23 protein-coding genes are annotated in these 18,985 nt (G+C 39.1%); all 23 read right to left on the reverse strand.

Annotated features, from left to right (window positions below; all coding sequences use genetic code 11):
• Window positions 1–105: 105 nt before the first annotated feature.
• The 23 genes from CEF22_RS11885 to flgD all read right to left on the reverse strand — a co-directional run bounded on the left by CEF22_RS11885 (window position 106) and on the right by flgD (window position 18,985).
• The gene (locus tag CEF22_RS11885) at window positions 106–582 is read right to left on the reverse strand and encodes a DUF6115 domain-containing protein (RefSeq protein WP_100403041.1); all 477 of its coding nucleotides are present in this window, start codon (window positions 580–582) and stop codon (window positions 106–108) included.
• 22 nt (window positions 583–604) lie between these two features.
• Window positions 605–1,399 carry a FliA/WhiG family RNA polymerase sigma factor gene (locus CEF22_RS11890; protein WP_095478629.1) on the reverse strand — a complete coding sequence of 265 codons (795 nt, stop codon included), beginning with the start codon at window positions 1,397–1,399 and terminating at the stop codon, window positions 605–607.
• 154 nt (window positions 1,400–1,553) lie between these two features.
• The gene (locus CEF22_RS11895) at window positions 1,554–1,913 is read right to left on the reverse strand and encodes a hypothetical protein (RefSeq protein WP_100403042.1); all 360 of its coding nucleotides are present in this window, start codon (window positions 1,911–1,913) and stop codon (window positions 1,554–1,556) included.
• Window positions 1,913–2,410 carry a chemotaxis protein CheD gene (locus CEF22_RS11900; RefSeq protein WP_100403043.1) on the reverse strand — a complete coding sequence of 166 codons (498 nt, stop codon included), beginning with the start codon at window positions 2,408–2,410 and terminating at the stop codon, window positions 1,913–1,915. Before CEF22_RS11900 ends, CEF22_RS11895 begins: the two co-directional genes overlap by 1 nt.
• Window positions 2,403–3,044 carry a chemotaxis protein CheC gene (locus CEF22_RS11905; protein WP_095478626.1) on the reverse strand — a complete coding sequence of 214 codons (642 nt, stop codon included), beginning with the start codon at window positions 3,042–3,044 and terminating at the stop codon, window positions 2,403–2,405. The genes CEF22_RS11900 and CEF22_RS11905 overlap by 8 nt, the downstream gene beginning before the upstream one ends.
• 12 nt (window positions 3,045–3,056) lie before the next feature.
• Entirely contained in the window at window positions 3,057–3,494 is a 438-nt protein-coding gene (locus CEF22_RS11910; RefSeq protein ID WP_095478625.1) for a chemotaxis protein CheW, read from the reverse strand.
• Between the two features lie 21 nt (window positions 3,495–3,515).
• A complete protein-coding gene (locus CEF22_RS11915) occupies window positions 3,516–5,537 on the reverse strand; it encodes a chemotaxis protein CheA (protein ID WP_100403044.1) in 2,022 nt (673 codons plus the stop codon).
• A 17-nt stretch (window positions 5,538–5,554) separates the two neighbouring features.
• Window positions 5,555–6,640, reverse strand: coding sequence for a protein-glutamate methylesterase/protein-glutamine glutaminase (locus CEF22_RS11920; RefSeq protein ID WP_100403045.1), 1,086 nt, complete (start codon window positions 6,638–6,640; stop codon window positions 5,555–5,557).
• A complete protein-coding gene (locus CEF22_RS11925) occupies window positions 6,630–7,514 on the reverse strand; it encodes a MinD/ParA family protein (protein ID WP_100403046.1) in 885 nt (294 codons plus the stop codon). Before CEF22_RS11925 ends, CEF22_RS11920 begins: the two co-directional genes overlap by 11 nt.
• The gene (gene flhF, locus CEF22_RS11930) at window positions 7,511–8,635 is read right to left on the reverse strand and encodes a flagellar biosynthesis protein FlhF (protein WP_100403047.1); all 1,125 of its coding nucleotides are present in this window, start codon (window positions 8,633–8,635) and stop codon (window positions 7,511–7,513) included. The genes CEF22_RS11925 and flhF overlap by 4 nt, the downstream gene beginning before the upstream one ends.
• Complete coding sequence (gene flhA, locus CEF22_RS11935; protein WP_100403048.1) at window positions 8,632–10,668, reverse strand: flagellar biosynthesis protein FlhA; 2,037 nt, start codon at window positions 10,666–10,668, stop codon at window positions 8,632–8,634. Before flhA ends, flhF begins: the two co-directional genes overlap by 4 nt.
• A gap of 24 nt (window positions 10,669–10,692) precedes the next feature.
• Entirely contained in the window at window positions 10,693–11,775 is a 1,083-nt protein-coding gene (flhB, locus tag CEF22_RS11940) for a flagellar biosynthesis protein FlhB (RefSeq protein WP_100403049.1), read from the reverse strand.
• Window position 11,776: 1 nt separating this feature from the next.
• Entirely contained in the window at window positions 11,777–12,553 is a 777-nt protein-coding gene (fliR, locus tag CEF22_RS11945) for a flagellar biosynthetic protein FliR (protein WP_100403050.1), read from the reverse strand.
• 4 nt (window positions 12,554–12,557) lie between these two features.
• Window positions 12,558–12,827, reverse strand: coding sequence for a flagellar biosynthesis protein FliQ (gene fliQ, locus CEF22_RS11950; RefSeq protein WP_094835626.1), 270 nt, complete (start codon window positions 12,825–12,827; stop codon window positions 12,558–12,560).
• Window positions 12,828–12,840: 13 nt separating this feature from the next.
• Window positions 12,841–13,506, reverse strand: a complete 666-nt coding sequence (gene fliP, locus CEF22_RS11955) for a flagellar type III secretion system pore protein FliP (protein WP_100403051.1) — start codon at window positions 13,504–13,506, stop codon at window positions 12,841–12,843.
• Entirely contained in the window at window positions 13,499–14,176 is a 678-nt protein-coding gene (locus CEF22_RS11960; protein ID WP_100403052.1) for a flagellar biosynthetic protein FliO, read from the reverse strand. The genes fliP and CEF22_RS11960 overlap by 8 nt, the downstream gene beginning before the upstream one ends.
• Window positions 14,177–14,195: 19 nt before the next feature.
• Entirely contained in the window at window positions 14,196–14,558 is a 363-nt protein-coding gene (locus tag CEF22_RS11965; RefSeq protein WP_095478615.1) for a response regulator, read from the reverse strand.
• A gap of 13 nt (window positions 14,559–14,571) precedes the next feature.
• Window positions 14,572–15,756, reverse strand: a complete 1,185-nt coding sequence (gene fliY, locus CEF22_RS11970) for a flagellar motor switch phosphatase FliY (RefSeq protein WP_100404000.1) — start codon at window positions 15,754–15,756, stop codon at window positions 14,572–14,574.
• Window positions 15,749–16,750, reverse strand: coding sequence for a flagellar motor switch protein FliM (gene fliM / locus CEF22_RS11975; protein ID WP_100403053.1), 1,002 nt, complete (start codon window positions 16,748–16,750; stop codon window positions 15,749–15,751). The genes fliY and fliM overlap by 8 nt, the downstream gene beginning before the upstream one ends.
• Before the next feature lie 26 nt (window positions 16,751–16,776).
• A complete protein-coding gene (gene fliL, locus CEF22_RS11980; protein WP_095478612.1) occupies window positions 16,777–17,229 on the reverse strand; it encodes a flagellar basal body-associated protein FliL in 453 nt (150 codons plus the stop codon).
• Window positions 17,219–17,440 carry a flagellar FlbD family protein gene (locus CEF22_RS11985; protein WP_095478611.1) on the reverse strand — a complete coding sequence of 74 codons (222 nt, stop codon included), beginning with the start codon at window positions 17,438–17,440 and terminating at the stop codon, window positions 17,219–17,221. The genes fliL and CEF22_RS11985 overlap by 11 nt, the downstream gene beginning before the upstream one ends.
• A gap of 63 nt (window positions 17,441–17,503) precedes the next feature.
• Window positions 17,504–18,286, reverse strand: a complete 783-nt coding sequence (gene flgG, locus CEF22_RS11990; protein WP_100403054.1) for a flagellar basal body rod protein FlgG — start codon at window positions 18,284–18,286, stop codon at window positions 17,504–17,506.
• 48 nt (window positions 18,287–18,334) lie between these two features.
• Window positions 18,335–18,985 carry a flagellar hook assembly protein FlgD gene (gene flgD, locus CEF22_RS11995; protein WP_095478609.1) on the reverse strand — a complete coding sequence of 217 codons (651 nt, stop codon included), beginning with the start codon at window positions 18,983–18,985 and terminating at the stop codon, window positions 18,335–18,337.

Here is an 18,985-nt window from a genome sequence, read left to right on the forward strand (position 1 = left end):
TCGCCTCATTTTCGTCCAGAAACTGTCTAAACAGCACCATCTGTCCAAATCCGCAAGCGTGTGTATTAACACCGTTAGTAAATATAACATATCCTTCTAAAGCAATCAACTATTTTTCCCGATGTTTGAAAATTTCAAAGCTAGTTCCACTTCAGTCTTGCCTTTATTTAATTTCTTGGCAATTTCTTCAACGGTGAAACCTTGTTTATGAAGAAGATCGATTTCATCTTCAACCTGCTTTTTTTTCAGTGGAGTCGTATGCTCATTTGTTGAACTAGCTGTTTTATATCCTTTAACAGCTCTCGCTCGCTGTAAATTCGGGATCAATAGCACCTGCTCTGGAGCAGGTGAAGGCTTAACTTCGTTTACTGATGCTTTCTGTGAAAGTTGTTCAATAAATTTCTCGTTTTCCTCTTTCATTTCTAACAAATAGGCATCCATCATTTCCTCCATTTCTTGAGCCATTTTTTGTTGTTGATTTTTTAAATCAAACAAACGGTTTTGTCTCAAGAATAGAAGGATAATGGCAAATAGAGCGACCGCATTTAGTATAAGCGAAGCCATTATGAAAAGTGTTGTCATATTTCCTTATTATCCTCTAGAGTCAATTTGTTTTCCTTAATGAAGGCGCTGTTCCATTCACCTTGATCAGCTGGTTTTTTAGTTTGAAAATAGCTTTAGAATGAATTTGGGAAATTCTTGATGTCGATAAACTCATCACTTCACCTATTTCAGTAAGGGTCAGTTCTTCATGATAAAACAAACTCAGTACCATTTGCTCTTTGGCCGTTAGTTTAGAAATTTCTTGCACTAGCTCTTGAATGAGCTCACCCTTTACTACTTCCTCTTCAGGTGAGATCGTTTTCTCATCCTTTAGGATAAACCCTTTGGCATCGGAGTGATCCGAATCTTGTACATGTTCATCCATAGAAAGCACATTAGCAAATAAGTGTTCAGTCATCGTTTGATGGATTTCATCTTCACTTAAATTGAGCTGCTCCGCTACTTCAACAGCCGTGACGCGACGCAAATAAGTTTGTTCCATCTCCTCTATCTTCGCTTCGATTTTTTTCGCTTTTTCTCTCGTACCACGCGGTAGCCAATCTTCTTTCCTCAGACCATCTAATATGGCTCCACGGATTCGGAAGGAGGCATATGTGTCAAACTTTAAATCCCTAGATGGATCAAATTTAGTTAACGCATCTAATAACCCCATTAAGGCTAAGCTTTTTATATCTTCCTTATTAACGCTCCGTGGCAAGTTCGCCGAAATCCGCTGCGAATGAAAAGAAACAAGAGGCATATACTTTTCCACAAGCAAGTTTCCTGCCTGACTATCACGACTCTTTAACCAAGCATCCCATAACTTTTCTTCTTCATTAACGTTCATCCTAGGCATTTTCTATCTCTCCTCCTCGGGTTAACCTCGTCGAGAAGTTTATTTCTAAATGATTTATTCTAACTTCATAAAGTTGCTAATTATATTATAAGAAACTAACCACAAATGCCTAATGGTGTTTTCTGCAAAAATTGAGAGGCTATCACCATTCTTTTTACTCGTTGATCATTTCACGAATAATTGCTGCTGTTTTCTCGCTATCCGTCATTTCTAGCCGTTTCGCCTGACCATCTTTCTCAACTTTAATAGGCATCTCTTCTTCATGAATTTCTTCTTGTGTCTCTTCTTTAGTAGACAACTCTTCCTCTACTACAGGCTCCGCAGCAAAACTATCGGGGGGAAAAGCGATGAACAACATGAAACGAATAACAAACATCAACATAAAAAAAATGGTAGCGGTAGCAAATGAGCCTAAAATAACAGGTAAAGGTTCTCCATTAGGAAATGAAAGTAGAAAATAAAGAGTAAATCCTGCAATCATGATCCATATATTCCATAAAATCGAGCCTCTCATTATATATCTCGAACTCCTTTATTCACAGTTCGAATCATTAATCGGCATGTTTGTGGATCAAATTCAATGGTTCGACCGTTATTACCACCAACGTCTTCAGCAGCAATTTGAATGTTTTCTTCTCTCAGTTTACGCTTGACCGCTTCAACATTTCTCGGGCCTATTCTCATAGAATCACTTTGAGGGCTAAATTGAAACATTTGGGCACCACCGGCAAGCTTAGCTTTTAATCTATGGATGTGAGCACCTTCCCTTTTTAAAATGTTAAGTAGCTCGATAATCCCTGTATCTGCAAATTTTGCTTTGTTTATATTATCGGTTTTAGCGAGAGCTGAGTCTGGTAACATCACGTGAACCATTCCGCCAAGAGCTTGCTGTTCATCATAAATGACAACTCCAACACAAGAACCTAGCCCCGATGTCCGAATAGTGTCTGGGGAACGAACGATATTTAACTCAGCAATCCCTACTTTCACGATTTGTTTGATTCTATTCATTCATCTCGACTCCCAAGGCACGAAATATTGTAGGGAAAGAGAATGGAGAAGGAAGCAAAAAGAAATGCCCTTTCACTTCCTCCTTTTCACCTGTCTCCTCTTCTTTAAGTACCGTGTCAATGACAATTGCATAATCCCCGTATTGAGAGGCTTCTACTAAACCAAAACTAATAATGGCACCAAACATATCAATCGTTAATTCAGGGACAGATGGATAAAGCTGTAATCGTGTAAAGTCGCTCAAGGCTGATAAGTAAGATCCAGACAAAATATTCCCTAGCTCTTGCATAGCAGAATAACCAATGGCTTCTCTATTCACCTCTTGAAAAGAAAACTGTTTATCGCCCGTCATATTGCAAATATAATTTTCTGCTTGTTCTAAAGACAGGATGAAAAACATATTTCCACTCGCTTCTCCTTCTATCCTTAAGCTGACACTAACCACTTCTTGGTCCGGTCCACCAGCCATTTCCATCATTTCAGTAAAGCTAGCAACCCTCACACTAGGTACCTTCATATCTACCTTTTTATTTAAAAGCGTAGAAAGAGCCGTTGCTGCATGCCCAGCTCCTATATTTCCAATTTCTTTTAATATGTCTAAGTGGAGAGTTTGAATTTGATCGATATAGCTCATGTATTTACCCCTTTACTTAAACACTTTTTCTAAGCTTAATAAAATTAACAGTCTCTTTTCTAATTTGGCTACTCCAACAATATATTCCGCTTCAATAGAACCTACCACGTCTGGCTGAGGTTCAATGATGTCATTTGGAATATCTAGCACATCGTTAGCTCCATCAACGACTAATCCCACTTCCATCTCATCTAAAGAGGCGATGATAATTCTAGTATTCTCGTTATACTCTTCATCAGGAAGATTAAATCGATTACGTAAATCAATAATTGGCGTGACAACACCACGTAAGTTGATAACGCCTTTAATAAAAGGGACTGTACCCGGAACCCGAGTAATATGCATTAATTTCTCTATAGAATGGACTTGATGGACTGGGAAAGCATACTCTTTATCCATTAATTGAAAGGCAATCACTTTTATTGTAGACTGAGCGCTCATATTACTCATCATTTTCCTTCCTTCCATCAATTATTTAATCAAGGCATTACAATCTACGATTAAAGCAACCTGGCCATCTCCTAAAATCGTAGCACCTGAAATAGCAAAAACATTTGTTAAATAGTTTCCTAGTGATTTCAAGACAACTTCTTGTTGACCAATGAAGGAATCGACAACAAGTCCGGCCATTTTATCTCCTTTTCGAACGATGACGATCGAATAATATTCATCTTTTTCTTCAACAGCTGGGACTTCAAAAATTTGTTCTAAGAAAACGAGTGGAACGACCTTGCCGCGAAAATCAATGACTTGTTGATTATGCGCTTTTAAAATATCCGTTTTCTTGACAATCGCTGTTTCAATAATAGAAGATAATGGAATGGCATACTTCTCTTTTTCCACTTCCACTAGCATGACAGAAATAATTGATAGCGTTAATGGAAGCTGAATAGAAAAGATGGAGCCTTTTCCTTCATTAGCATCGATACTAATTGAACCACCAAGAGATTCTATCGTTGTTTTAACTACATCTAAACCAACACCACGACCTGAAATATCTGAGACTTGCTCGGCAGTTGAGAAACCCGAGGCCAAAATAAGCTCATAAATTTGCTTATCTGAAAGCGTCAACGCTTGCTCTTCTGTTACAACACCCTTTGATAGAGCTTTCCTTAACACTTTGTCTTTATTAATTCCCGCACCATCATCTTCTATTTCAATAAATACGTGGTTTCCGCTATGGTAGGCTTTTAGCTTAACCGTTCCTTCAGCAGGTTTACCTTTCGCTTTACGATCTTCTGGGCTTTCTATGCCATGGTCAATCGCGTTACGGATTAAGTGAACGAGAGGATCGCCGATTTCATCAATTACCGTACGATCAAGCTCCGTATCCGCCCCGATAATTTCTAAATTAATTTGCTTGTTTAACTCTCGCGCAAGCTGGCGAACCATTCGTGGAAAGCGATTGAACACAGTTTCTACTGGAACCATTCGCATGTTCAAAATGATATTTTGTAAATCTCCGGAAATTCTTGACATCCGCTCTACAGTTTCATTAAGCTCTGGATGATTAAGGTCCCCAGAAATTTGTTCTAGCCTTCCACGATCGATCACTAGCTCTTCGAACAAGTTCATTAAAATATCCAAACGCTCGATGTTCACACGAATGGTTTTGTTTGCAACAGCTTGCTGCTTACTTTGCTTTGTTTCTTTCACTTCTTTATTTTCAACTGGCTTGCTAACTTCTACTTGAACCTCTTCTTGCAGTGCTACATTTACGTTTAAAGGTTCTAACTCTACATTAGTAATCGTGACGTTGACGACTTCTGATACTTTTTTAACTTTGCTTTCAATTTCTTCAGCAGGGCTCTTCGTAATGATAGTGACAACGAACTTTTCATCAAATTTTTCCTCTTCTAACTGTTCCGTTGAAGGAGTTGATTTGATTACTTCTCCGCATTTCTCCAGCACTTCAAAAACCATAAATACCCTTGCTGCCTTTAAAACACAATCGCTTCTTAGTTGAACTTCAATTTCTAAGCAAGAGAATCCCTGCTCTTTAGATTGACCAATCACCGTACGTTCAAATTCATCGTATTCAGCGGCATATGCTGTTTGAGGTAATGACTCAGACACCGTTACGGCAACCTCTTCAGAAGCAGCTGATAATTCTTCGCCATTTTCAATTTTTAATAGCTTCTCAACAATGGCTATGACATCTCTTTTTCCATCTCCACCAGAGGCAATATCATTGACCATAGCCTCTAGATCATCAATTGAAGCAAAAACAACATCTAATATTTCCGCAGTAACCTGGATTTTATGGTTTCGAATCGCATCTAACACATTCTCCATTTTGTGTGTTAAGTTGGCTAAATCCTCATATCCCATCGTTGCGGACATCCCTTTTAACGTATGGGCTGAACGAAAGATTTCATTAACAATTGAGATGTCTTCTGGATTTTTCTCCAAAACTAAAAGATTTTCATTTACTGCTTGCAAATGCTCCTTGCTTTCTTCAATGAAAATTTCTAAATATTGATTCACTTCCATTAGCCGCTCATCCCTCTCTAAGGTATATACTTAACAATTGTTTCTGCAATTTGATCCACTGGCACTACATCATCTACTACATGCGTAGCAATCGCCGCTCTTGGCATCCCAAACACTACACAAGTATCTTTCGACTCAGCAATAGCCGTTACACTCCCATTTCCCACTTCTTTCATTTTAAACAAACCATTGGCACCATCCGTCCCCATACCTGTCATGACGACAGCCACCTTGTTGTAATCTGATATCTCACTTGTTGACTCAAAAAGCACATCAACAGAAGGCCGATGTCCGCTTACTGCAGGTGTTTGATCTAAATGGACAGCTAAAGAGACGCCAACTTTTTTCACTTTCAAATGATAATTCCCTGGCGCAATATACGCCGTGTTATTCCTTAAAATTTCACCGTCTTCAGCTTCTTTAACAGAGATAGCTGAAAGTGAATCTAGCCTTTGAGCAAGTGAATGAGTAAAGCCTGCTGGCATATGCTGTACAATTAATATAGGTGCGTTAAGATTGGCTGGAAGCCTAGTTAGTACACTTTGAAGTGCACGCGGACCACCTGTTGACGTCCCGATCACAATTAATGTCTTTCCGCTTATTTTTGAGCGTTCTAACCTATTGGTTGAGGAAAACTGTTCCGTTTTAGCACTCATATTCCTATGAATTCTTGGTTTATTAAATAAAGAGAGTGGACGGACATTAGCGCGACTAGCCGCTAGCACTTTTTCAATCAATTCATCTTTAATTTTGTATAAATCAACGGAAATTGTTCCAGAAGGCTTAGCGATAAAATCAACCGCTCCTCTCTCCATAGCTAGCATCGTCGTTTCCGTGCCTTTTTTCGTTAAACTCGAAAGCATAACGACAGGTGTCGGTTTGTGCTCCATAATGTAGCTCAATGCATCTAAACCGTCCATTTCAGGCATTTCAACATCCATCGTCATAACATCCGGATTATATTTCTCAAACTTCGCAATCGCATCCTTGCCATTACGTGCCGTCGCTACCACATCAAGCTCGGGATGATAGTTTAAAATATCAGTGATTAGTTTTCTCATAAAAGCTGAATCATCCACTACAAGTACTTTTTTACTTTTCATTTTCGCTCCTGCCTTTCATGAAAAAATGACGAAGCTTTTCTATAAATTTAGATGAATTTCCATTAAATGAAGGGGTTTTTGCACCCGTTAAATAATTATCCGTAAGCGTCTTACATGCTATAGAAATTGGAGCCTGTGGAAAGGCAAGTAGAAAAGGTGTTTGCTTCGTGACTGCTTGCTTCACATGCCGATCCTCTGGCAATACTCCAAGCTCAATGACCTCTCGTTGCAAAAAGTTGTCAACGACATTTTGCAAACGCCCATTAGCTTCCCTACCTTCCGCAAGACTTTCGGCTCGATTGCATATGAGGTAAAACGTATTCGTCCCTCCTTGAAGGTGGATAAACTTAATCATCGAGTAAGCATCAGTAAGGGACGTGGGCTCAGGTGTGGTCACCACTAAAATGTCTTCTACTGACATCAGTATATCTAAAGATTCTTTTGTCACTCCTGCTCCCATATCAAAAATCAAATAATCATACTGATATTGTAGTGCCTCAATTGCAGAAATCCATCGCTCTAAATGATAGTTATCCCATTCGATTAACTTACTTAAACTAGAGCCTCCTAATATATAAGACACTCCTTCAGTTCCAGTCATAACCAACTCTTCAAGGCTACATCCTTTTTCAAAAAATTCAACAATGGAACGTTTGCCTGTTAGACCTGATAACACATGAATATTTCCCATACTTATATCCATATCAAATATTAGCACTTTTTTACCACGTTGTGTTAAATTCAAGCCAAAATTCATAGAAATATTAGATTTTCCTACGCCGCCTTTTCCACTAACGACAGCAACCGTTTTCGCTAACTTTCCGGTTAACCGATTAATCTTATGCCGCAACCCTGAAGCTTGGTCATGTGTCATACATTTTCACCAAACATAATATCAACAATTGTTTCCGCGTCGACTTCCATCAAATCATCTGGGACATTTTGCCCATTCGTGATAAAGGCCACTCCTTTTTGAAAATGACACATCAAATTAAGAAGCGTACCGTGCGTTTTCGTCTCATCCATTTTTGTGAAAATGAACTTTTCGATCGGAATAAGAGAAAATTTATCAATAATCTCCTTCAAATCATTTTCTTTAGATGTAAGAGCCATCACTAAGTAGCTTTCAACTTCCTCTTCAAAGGAAATCATGCTTTTTAATTCTTTTACATATCTTTCATCACGGTAATTTCGTCCTGCAGTATCGATATAGATCATGTCGTGGTCTTCTAATTGTTTGATTGCTTCTGTAAAGTCTTCTGCCTTATAAACGACATGCATCGGTACTTTCAACAAGTCAGCATACGTTTTTAATTGGTTAATAGCGGCAATCCTGTATGTATCAGTAGAGATAAAGGCGATTTCCTTTCCTTTTTCTAACACACTATCAGCCGCCATCTTTGCTAAAGTGGTTGTTTTCCCCACACCTGTTGGTCCAACAATATTGATATATTTTTTCTTTTGCGACGTTTTTTCTTGTAGTGGCTTAATTTTGTTTAATAACCATTCTTTCGCCCATATAAGCGCCTCTCGTTGATCTACATGCCCCTTTGAATCCTTCCATTTTGATAAAAGGGCTTGCTTTAATTCCATGATTAAATCATTTGACACTTCCTGCTCTTTTAAGGTGACTAACGGTGACTTCAATTCTTCCGGTACACCTTCGAGAGAAATTTTATTGTTACGAGAATATTGCTCCAATATTTTTTTCAATTCTTTTACTTCTTTCGCAAGCACCTCTGCATTGTTTATCGGTGTAACTGCGGGTTGAGTTTTTTCAATCATTGGAACAATTCGAGACTTTTCTTTCACTTCCGGACGAGGATTCGGATCAACTCCAGCTACGACTTCAATCGCTTTCTTTTTAAATAGGCCAAAAAAGCCACCTGTATACACCGTTTTCGATTGAAGAATGACAGCTTGCTTCCCTAAATCCGCTCGAATTTTCTTCATCGCTTCTTGCATAGAAGACGCTTGGTATTTTTTTACTTTCAATCAATGTTCACCACCCCAACACTTTGAACTTCAACATTCGGCTCAAGCTCATTATAAGAAAGAATCGGTAGCTGCGGAAAATACCTCTCAGACAATTGTTTCATATACATGCGAATGGCTGGCGAGCAAAGGATGATGGGTGTTTGCTGCATAAACGTAATTTGCTCCACTTGTGTAGCCACCGCTTCTAGAATTCTTTGAGAATCCATCGGGTCTAACGATAAGAAATTGCCATGTTCTGTTTGTTGGACACTATCAGCAATTAATTTTTCAATTCCTCCAGACAGGGTAATTACTTTTAAAGAGTCATCCCCCTCTAAATACTGTCTCGTAATTTGCCTAGAGAGTGCTTGACGGACATATTCCGTTAATAGATCCGTATCCGACGACATTTTTCCAAAATCAGCAAGGGTTTCAAAGATGATCGGTAAATTTCTGATAGAAATATTTTCTTTAAGTAACTTAGCCAATACCTTTTGCACTTCTCCAACAGACAGTGGATTGGGCGTGACTTCCTCTACTAAAATTGGATACGCTTCTTTCAAATGTTCAATCAATTGCTGTGTTTCTTGACGACCAAGCAATTCATGGGCATTTGCTTTAATCACTTCTGTTAAATGCGTCGATACGACACTTGGAGGATCGACAACTGTATAACCTAATATTTCTGCCTGCTCTTTCATTTCTTCTGTAATCCATTTAGCTGGCAAACCGAATGAAGGTTCAATCGTATCAATTCCTTCAATGGAGGCATCGTCTTCACCTGGACTCATCGCTAAATAATGGTCTAATAGCAAATCTCCTTGTGCCATAACACTGCCTTTAATTTTAATCTGATATTCATTTGGTTGAAGCTGAATATTATCACGAATACGAACGACTGGGATAACTAAACCTAGCTCAATCGCAAGCTGTCGACGAATCATTACCACTCGATCTAATAAATCTCCGCCTTGTGTAGCATCTGCTAGCGGAATCAGCCCATAGCCGAATTCAAATTCAATTGGATCAATATTTAATAAATTAACGACGCTTTCAGGACTCTTTAACTCGGCGGTTTCAATTTCTTCTTCCGCTTCAATCAAGTCTACCTCATCCTTCTCAGGCGTTCTTTGTAGCATGAACGCTCCTATCGCTAGCATGCCCGCAATCGGAATCGTTAATAAATCATTGATCGGTGTCGCAATCCCTAACAAAAGAATTGTTCCTGCTGCGACATATAGCATAATCGGATAAGCGAGTAACTGCGACATAATATCCTCGCCTAAATTCCCTTTAGAAGCGGCCCTTGTGACCACAATCCCTGTCGCTGTTGAAATTAATAGTGCCGGAATTTGTGAAACGATTCCATCTCCTACTGTTAATAGAGAATACCGAGTGGCAGCCTCTGCTAACGGCAAGCCTTGCTGAACACTACCAATGATAATTCCAAAAATCAGGTTAATGATCACGATAATAATACCAGCGATCGCATCACCTTTGACAAACTTGGTCGCACCGTCCATGGCTCCGTAAAAATCAGCTTCACGGCTCACCTTTTCCCGGCGCTCTCTTGCTTCCTGCTCAGAAATCATTCCAGCATTTAAATCGGCATCAATACTCATTTGTTTCCCTGGCATCGCATCAAGAGTGAAGCGGGCTGCTACCTCAGACACACGCTCAGATCCTTTTGTAATAACAATAAACTGAATAATGATTAAGATTAAAAAGACGACCATCCCAACGACTACATTTCCGCCGACAACAAATGTTCCAAATGTCTCAACCACACCACCTGCCTCACCTTTGCTTAAGATTGAACGAGTGGTAGATACATTTAGTCCTAAACGAAATAAGGTCAATAATAGTAACAGTGATGGAAAAATGGAAAATTCCAATGCCTCTCGCATATTCATCGAAATGAGTAAAACTAAAAGTGCAAGAGAAATATTCATAATGATCAATACACTCAATAACCATGACGGCAATGGAATAATTAACATGGCAACAATTAAAATAACACTCAATAATACGGAGATATCTCTTGCTCGCATTTCTCTCTCTCCTAACAACAAAACTTACAATTTATTTTTCATTCGGTACACATAAGCTAAAATTTCAGCAACTGCTTTAAAAAATTCTTCAGGTATCGGATCACCAATTTCAGCTTGGTCATATAAAGCTCTAGCAAGCGGCCTGTTTTCCACCATTGTGACTTCATTTTCACCTGCGATATACTTGATCTTTTGAGCTAAATAATCGACTCCCTTGGCAACCACATAGGGAGCATCTAGCTTGCCCTCATCATACTTTAAGGCAATGGCGTAATGAGTAGGGTTCGTAATAACAACATCGGCCTGAGGGACCTCTTGCATCATCCTCCTCATCGCCATTTCACGTTGCCTTTGTTTAATCTGTGATTTAATCAGTGGATCCCCTTCGATGTTCTTATGTTCATCCTTAATGTCTTGTTTAGACATGCGGATGTTTTTCTCAAAATCATACTTTTGATAAAGATAATCGAGAAGAGCGAGAAACAGCAGCGCTAAAGAGGCAACGAGGCCCATTTTCAAGGTCAATACACCTACTGTTTGTAACGCATCTGCGACTGATTTAAAAGACAGCTTTAATACATCTTCAATATTCGACCAAAGCACGATGAAAGTAGCAGCTCCAACAAACGAAATTTTCAACATCGACTTCAACAATTCTACAATCGCTCTTAACGAAAAAATTCGTTTAAACCCTTTAATTGGATCGATCTTTTCTAACTTTGGCTTGATCGGTTCACCCGTTAATAAAAAACCAACTTGCATGTAATTGGCCGCTAAACCTGCGAGGAGTGCCACTAACATTACCGGACCGAGAATGTATACAAGCCGTTGCATAATTTCAAGTACAATCACCTTTAAATTAGCCTCCGTCACAGGCATTAACATATAACTTTGCAGTGATTGCCGAAAAAACTCAAAAATATGCTTTCCCATAAAAGAAGCACCGATAAACAAAAAGCCAAAAACAGCAAGCAAGCTTATTGCCGTATTAACATCCTGACTCTTCGCAACCTGCCCTTTTTTTCGAGAATCTTGACGCTTTTTAGGAGTGGCTTTTTCAGTCTTTTCTCCGGCAAAAAACTGAAGGTCTAACTGTAACCTTTTCAAGTTAACTCCCCCCTAACAATGTCATCACATCGCGCATCGTATGAAGCATCATTTCAAACAATTCCTGTACGACCGTAAAGATGACTCCGAACACAATCATTAACACGATAAATGCCACAGCAATTTTGATCGGAAAACCGACAACAAAGATGTTGAGCTGCGGAACCGTTCTTGCTACGATTCCGAGTGCCACATCTACTAAGAATAAGCAAGCGACAACTGGCATCGCCATTTGAAAAGCAATCATAAACATCGAGTTAAACGCTCGACTAACATATTCAGCTAGCTGACCATTCCCGAAAGAAAGACCCGTTTGATCAATCGGAATAAACTGATAGCTATAGAAAATTCCATCTAAGATCAAATGATGCCCATTGATCGCTAGCAATAAAAGCAAGGAAAACATATACAAATATTGACCGACAAGCGGACTTTGGACACCTGTCTGTGGGTCAATTACATTCGCAATTGCAAAGCCCATTTGAAAATCGATAAAGCCCCCCGCAATTTGAATCGCTGATAAAATCATATAAGCAACTAACCCTATTAATAAACCAACTAATGCTTCTTTTATAATTAAAATAAAATATTCACCGTTTATTTCTAGTGATGGCACATCAAGCGTATAATACATCATCCACGATAGTACAACCGAAAACCCTATTCGATGCATCGCCGGGATCGTTCGATAAGAAAACAGTGGCATCGTGACAAAAAAAGCTGATACGCGTACAACTATTAATAAAAACACCGACAGTTTCGGTAGTAATTCATCCATCCCTCTACCCTACAAATCTCGTTAAATTTGTAAATATATCTAATGTATAAGACAACATACGGCTAAGCATCCAAGGACCGAAAAAAATTAAGCCAACTAATACGGCTACAATTTTCGGAATAAACGCGAGCGTCTGCTCCTGTATTTGCGTCGTTGCTTGAAAAATACTGACAGCAAGCCCCACAACAAGGGCTAAGATAAGCAGAGGAGCACATACGATGATCGTCGTATAAACCCCTTTTTCTGCTAAGGAAATAACCATTTGTGAATTCATTGTTTCCACCTACTTAAAAGCTTTGCAGCAAAGATTGAATGACTAAGTACCAACCATCTACTAGAACAAATAACAAAATCTTAAATGGCAACGAAATCATTACTGGCGGTAACATCATCATCCCCATCGACATTAAAACACTAGCAACGACCATATCAATGACAAGAAATGGAATAAAAACCATAAATCCAATTTGAAAGGCTGTTTTAATTTCACTAAGTGCAAAGGCTGGAACTAACGCAGTTAATGGAATATCCTCGACCGTTTTCGGTTGTTCCGCCTGGGCATAGTCTAAAAACAACTGTAAGTCTTTCTGTCTCGTATGTTCGCTCATAAATTCCTTCAACGGCAAGCTCGCCTTATCATACGCTTCCTCAAGTTTAATTTCATCATTAAATAACGGTGTCAATGCCTCGTCATTAATTTCCTGAAATACAGGCGCCATAATGAAAAACGTTAAGAACAAAGCAAGACCAATTAACACTTGAGTCGGCGGCATTTGCTGAGTAGCAAGCGCCGACCTCACAAACGACAAAACGATAACAATGCGCGTAAAACACGTCATCAATATTAAAATACTAGGTGCTAGAGACAAGACCGTTAACAATAACAATAACTTAACAGAAGTTGTCACTTGATCAGGTGAACTATCGTTAAATAACTGGATAAACTCATTCATCTTGCCCATTCTCCTTGCTGTTCATTTTCCTGATCGCTTTCTCTCTTGAAAGTTTCATATGACTAAGCTTGTCTTCAAACACCTGTTTAAATTCCTTCTGATCTTCATCAGCGTTTGTTCGATCAGATTTCCACTTTTTCAAGACATTCGACATCATGTCTTGTGGCTGTAGCATTTGATCCACTTGATCATTGTACTGTTGTAAAAAACGTTCATATTCTTCTCGATCACTAATCTCTTTCAATAATTGAATGTCCTCACCTACACCAAGCACAAGCAGGCGATCTCCTACTTTAACGATCTGTACAGAACGATTCCCTCCAAGAGGCGTGCCACCAATATGTTGGATCAACTTGGTCTTTTGATAAGAACGACTCTTTTGATTGACAAATCGCAACAAAAAATAAATAAGCGCCACAACAAAAATTAACGCTCCGATCATTTTGACAAAATCCCAAATCGATAGTCCAACAGCTTGGACATTTTCATTTCCTTTATTGGATTGTTGCTTCTCTTTTGTATTAACATCTTGCTGACATTTCTCAGGATTATTAATACAATCTTTAACATTATTGTTAAATGGCTCTGCCCAGGCAATGGAATAATTGCCTGTAAACAGAGCCATACTAAATAGTATAAAAGCTATAGACTTCATGATTTGTTTAATCAAAGGATGCACCTTCTTAACTTTACGCTAAAGTTTTTGAAATGGCCTCAATCACTCGATCAGCTTGGAACGGTTTCACAATAAAGTCTTTCGCTCCTGCTTGAATCGCATCAATAACCATCGCTTGTTGACCCATCGCTGAGCACATAATAATTTTTGCATTTGGATCGATTGCCTTAATTTCTTTCAATGCCGTAATGCCATCTTTTTCAGGCATCGTAATATCCATTGTGACTAAGTCCGGCTGTAATTCTTTAAACTTTTCAACCGCTTGAGCACCATCTGCTGCTTCGCCGACTACCTCGAAGCCGTTTTTTGTTAAAATGTCCTTAACCATCATTCTCATAAATGCTGCATCATCTACAATTAAAATACGCTTTCCCATTATCATATCTCCCTTATTTCAAATTATTCAAACGTTCGCTCTGACTCAAAATATCCGTAATCCGAACGCCAAAATTTTCTTCTATGACAACTACTTCACCTTTAGCAATTAATCGACTGTTTACAAGAATATCTACTGGTTCACCAGCTAATTTATCCAATTCAATAATCGAGCCTGCTGTTAAATCAAGGACATCCTTTACAGATCGAGTCGTTCTCCCCAACTCAACCGTCACTTGAAGCGGAATATCAAGAAGCAGATTTAAGTTCCGAGCTTCATGTTGCTGCAATGCTGGCTGTTCAAACGTGGCAAAGGAAGCAGATTGCACATTCACATTCGGCTGTTTTGGCCGCTCTTGTATATGAATTGGGGCCGATTCTTGCGCCTGCTGAACAGGAGCGCTCGGCTGCTCTTGATATTGCTCAACTGGGTTTGGTTGTTGTGGCTCCGGTGCTGGCATCACTGGAGGTGCTTCTGCTGGTTGGACAGTAGCTACCGCTTCCTCAGAAGGGTTAATCAGCTCATGTACTAAGCTTTTAGCAAAAGTTAATGGCACAAGTTGCATAATATTAGAGTCTATTAACGTTCCAATCGTGAGGCGGAAAGAGATTTTAACAAGTAAATCAAGTTCAGGTATTGTATTGGCACCCTCCCCCTGCTGTAAATCCATTAAAGCAATTGATGGAGGTGAAATATCTACCTTCTTGCTAAAAATCGTGGACATCGAAGTCGCTGCCGACCCCATCATCTGATTCATTGCCTCTTGTACAGCGCTGAGTTGAATTTCTCCTAAATCTGGGTTAGGAGAGGTACCATCACCACCAAGCATTAAATCGGCAATAATCGCCGCATCTGCTTGCTTAATGACGAGCAAGTTTGCACCAGAAAACCCTTCTGTATACTCCACTTCAATCGCTACATATGGATGTGGAAATTCGTCTTTTAATTTTTTTCTTTCAATGATTGAAACAGTCGGTGTCGTGATATCCACCTTTTGATTCAATAAACTAGAGAGAGCTGTAGCTGAACTGCCAAATGAGATATTTCCTATTTCACCTAGCGTATCTTGTTCAAACGAATCCAAGTAATCTTCTACGTTGGTTAACATTTCACTTGAAACTTCGTCTTCTATACTGTCTCCCCCAGTTCCTTTTAACAAAGCATCAATTTCTTCCTGAGATAGCATATCATCACTCATCATCGTCTTCTCCCCCCTTTATATGATCAAGAATTTGTACAGCCAATTTTTTATTTACTTTGCCCGGCTGTGCGGTGAATTTTGGTTTTTGACCAACCTTGACAGACAGGGGCTCATTAATGTGCTGTTTCAATTCAATGACATCTCCTACTGCAAGCGTCAAGAATTCTTCTATTGAAATAGCCGAATGTCCGAGCTCTGCGACAACAGATACATCTGCTTTTTTAATACGTTTTTCAAGTTTTTCAAGTTCACCGGGTGCTCTTTCCTTTTTATCTGGATTTTGCATCCAATAATGAACAGAAAGTTTAGGAATAATCGGTTCTAATACGACGTGCGGAATACAAATATTGATCATCCCAGTCGCTTCACCGATCGTCGTATTTAATGATATCACAACTACTGTTTCATTAGGTGATACCATCTGCAAAAATTGAGAGTTTACTTCAAATTCAGCCATTAAAGGATCAATATCGACAAGATTCACCCATGCTTCTCGATAGTTTTCGAAAGCTCTCTCAAACATATTCGACATAATTTTCGTTTCGATTTCTGTTAAATTGTCGACTTTATTGACGCTTACCCCTTTTCCACCTAACAATCGGTCTAACATCGCGTACGCTATATTCGGGTTAACCTCCATTAGAATTCTTCCCTCAAGTGGAGGAACCTCAAATACATTAAGAATTGTTTGATTAGGAATAGAGCGAATAAACTCTTCATAAGGGATTTGATCAGCTGATACAACGGCAATTTGCACGTACGTTCGAAGCTGAGCTGAGAAAAATGTCGTCAAAATGCGAGCGAAATTATCATGCATTCTCGTTAAACTTCTAATTTGATCTTTCGAAAAACGCAACGCCCTTTTAAAGTCATACACTTTGACCTTTTTCTCTGCTTCTTCTTTTTTCAACTCATCAGCGTCCATTTCTCCAGTAGATAAAGCTGACAATAAGGCATCAATCTCATTTTGAGATAATATTTCTCCCGACATGCTCTCACCTCCGTCAAATGAATTAATTATTGGATGATATAAGAGGTGATATACACTTCAAGAACCTTTCCATCCTGCATAATTTCGTTTAATTCCATTTTTAATTGTTCTGTTAATTGTTCTTTCCCTCTACTACCTTTTAGTTCTTCTGCCTTCATTTCAGACAACTGCTTAATAATAATATTTTTCGCTTGAAAATCACGTTTTGTCATTTCTTCCATCGCTTCTTTGCTATCCGTTTGGATTTTAAACGAAATTCGAATGTAATCATCAGATGCCAAGTTCGTTGTCAATTCAGGTATATCGACCGATGATTCAATCACTTCATCGATCGTCGGTTCTTTCGCACTGCCTTCACCTGAAGATTTCAAAATAATAATGATGGCGACAGTACCCACTAATAATATAACCGTTAAAAGAACAAGCATGATCGTTAAAAGCTTATTTTTGCTTTTTACTTCTTGTGTTTCAGTCTCCATCCCGACCCTCTCCTATATCCATTTTCCCTAAAAGATGAACGCGACGATAAAATTCCTCCATCCGCTTTCTCACTTCATCCTCCGACTCACGAACAAGAAACTTCCTCCCATTCGAAAGCGTAATTGTCGTATCTGGAAAGCTTTCCACCGTTTCAATATACAGGGCATTTAACAAAAACGATTTGCCATTCAATCTCGTCACATTAATCAATACGTTTCAGGGTTGAAGCGACACTCCAACCCTGGCCCCTCCCCTATATGTAAAAATTATTCATTATCGTTTCAAATTCACTAGCTCTTGCAAAATCTCATCAGACGTCGTAATAATCCGCGTATTCGCCTGGAACCCACGCTGCGCAACAATCATTTCTGTGAACTCTTCAGAAAGGTCAACGTTCGACATTTCTAGTGTACCTGCAACAATTACACCGGTTCCGTCTTCTCCAGGATTCGCAGAAACAGGAGCACCTGAGTTTGGTGTTTCTTCAAATAAATTGTTTCCTACTTTCATCAAACCATCTGGATTAGGGAATTTTGCAAGCTCGATGATTCCTGCTGTTTGTAAAGTCCCGGCAGTATCTGTATAAGTCACTTCACCATTAGCTCCAACACTTAGATCTTTAGCATCTTGTGGAATTTGGGCAATAGCAGGTTCAATTTTAAGACCATCTGCATTGACTAAATTACCGTCGACATCTAAATAAAGATTTCCAGCTCTTGTATACAGTGTGTTATTGCCATCTGTCACTTGGAAAAAACCATCACCAGAAATCGCTAAATCCAATGGACGAAACGTTGTTTGTGTACTTCCTTGGGTATGGATCGTATCAATCGCTGCTAATTGAGAACCAAGTCCTACTTGTCGTGGATTCGTCCCTCCACGATTAGCTGTCGGAGCACTCGCCCCAGACACTTGCTGACTGATCATATCTTTAAATACGACACGACCTTTTTTAAATCCAAACGTATTGACATTCGCAATATTATTTCCGATGACATCTAATTTCGTTTGAAAGCCTTTCATTCCACTAATTCCTGAGTACATGGAGCGTAGCATAATTGAATTTCCCCTTTCGATTTTCGAAATGTTTTTTAACGTTTGTTATTATTCAATTTTTGTTAACTCAGACGTGGCGATTTTTTCACCATTGTCTAAATGGAGCCAGATGGTTCCATCTTTAATCGATACGGATTGGACGGTGGCAGTTTGTTCAACTTCTTCTTTTTGCCACGTTACTTTACGACCGATTAATTGGCTTGCCTCGACCAGTGAATGACCACCTGAGGCTGTTCCACCTTTAATTTCAGAAATATTACCCGGCTCTAGCTTCGTGCCATCTTCGAGCGTGAACTCGACACCACCATCTTTGAACTGAACAGATACAATTTTACCTGTTCCTTCCGTGATAATAGGCTCAGGCTTTTTACCACCTTCATCAACTTCCTCTGTACTCTCTTCGATTTTATGCCAGACGACTTCTTTACCAACAAATGAATTATAACTAATCATTTGCGAGGAATATTGAACTTGTGCCATTTGGTTGATAGCTGCTGTCATGTTAACTTGCTGCTCGAGAGAAGAAAAAGTAGCCATTTGGGCGATAAAATCTTTATCCTCCATAGGACTTAATGGATCTTGGTTTTGCAACTGTACCATTAATATTTTCAGAAATTCATCTTTTCCAAGACTGCTATTCCCTGTCTTTCTTTCTTTTGACTTATCAGGTAAATATAGACTCGGGTCGATTTTAGACAT

It is taken from the genome of Bacillus sp. FJAT-42315, assembly GCF_002797375.1.
Lineage (GTDB): Bacteria > Bacillota > Bacilli > Bacillales > Domibacillaceae > Bacillus_CE.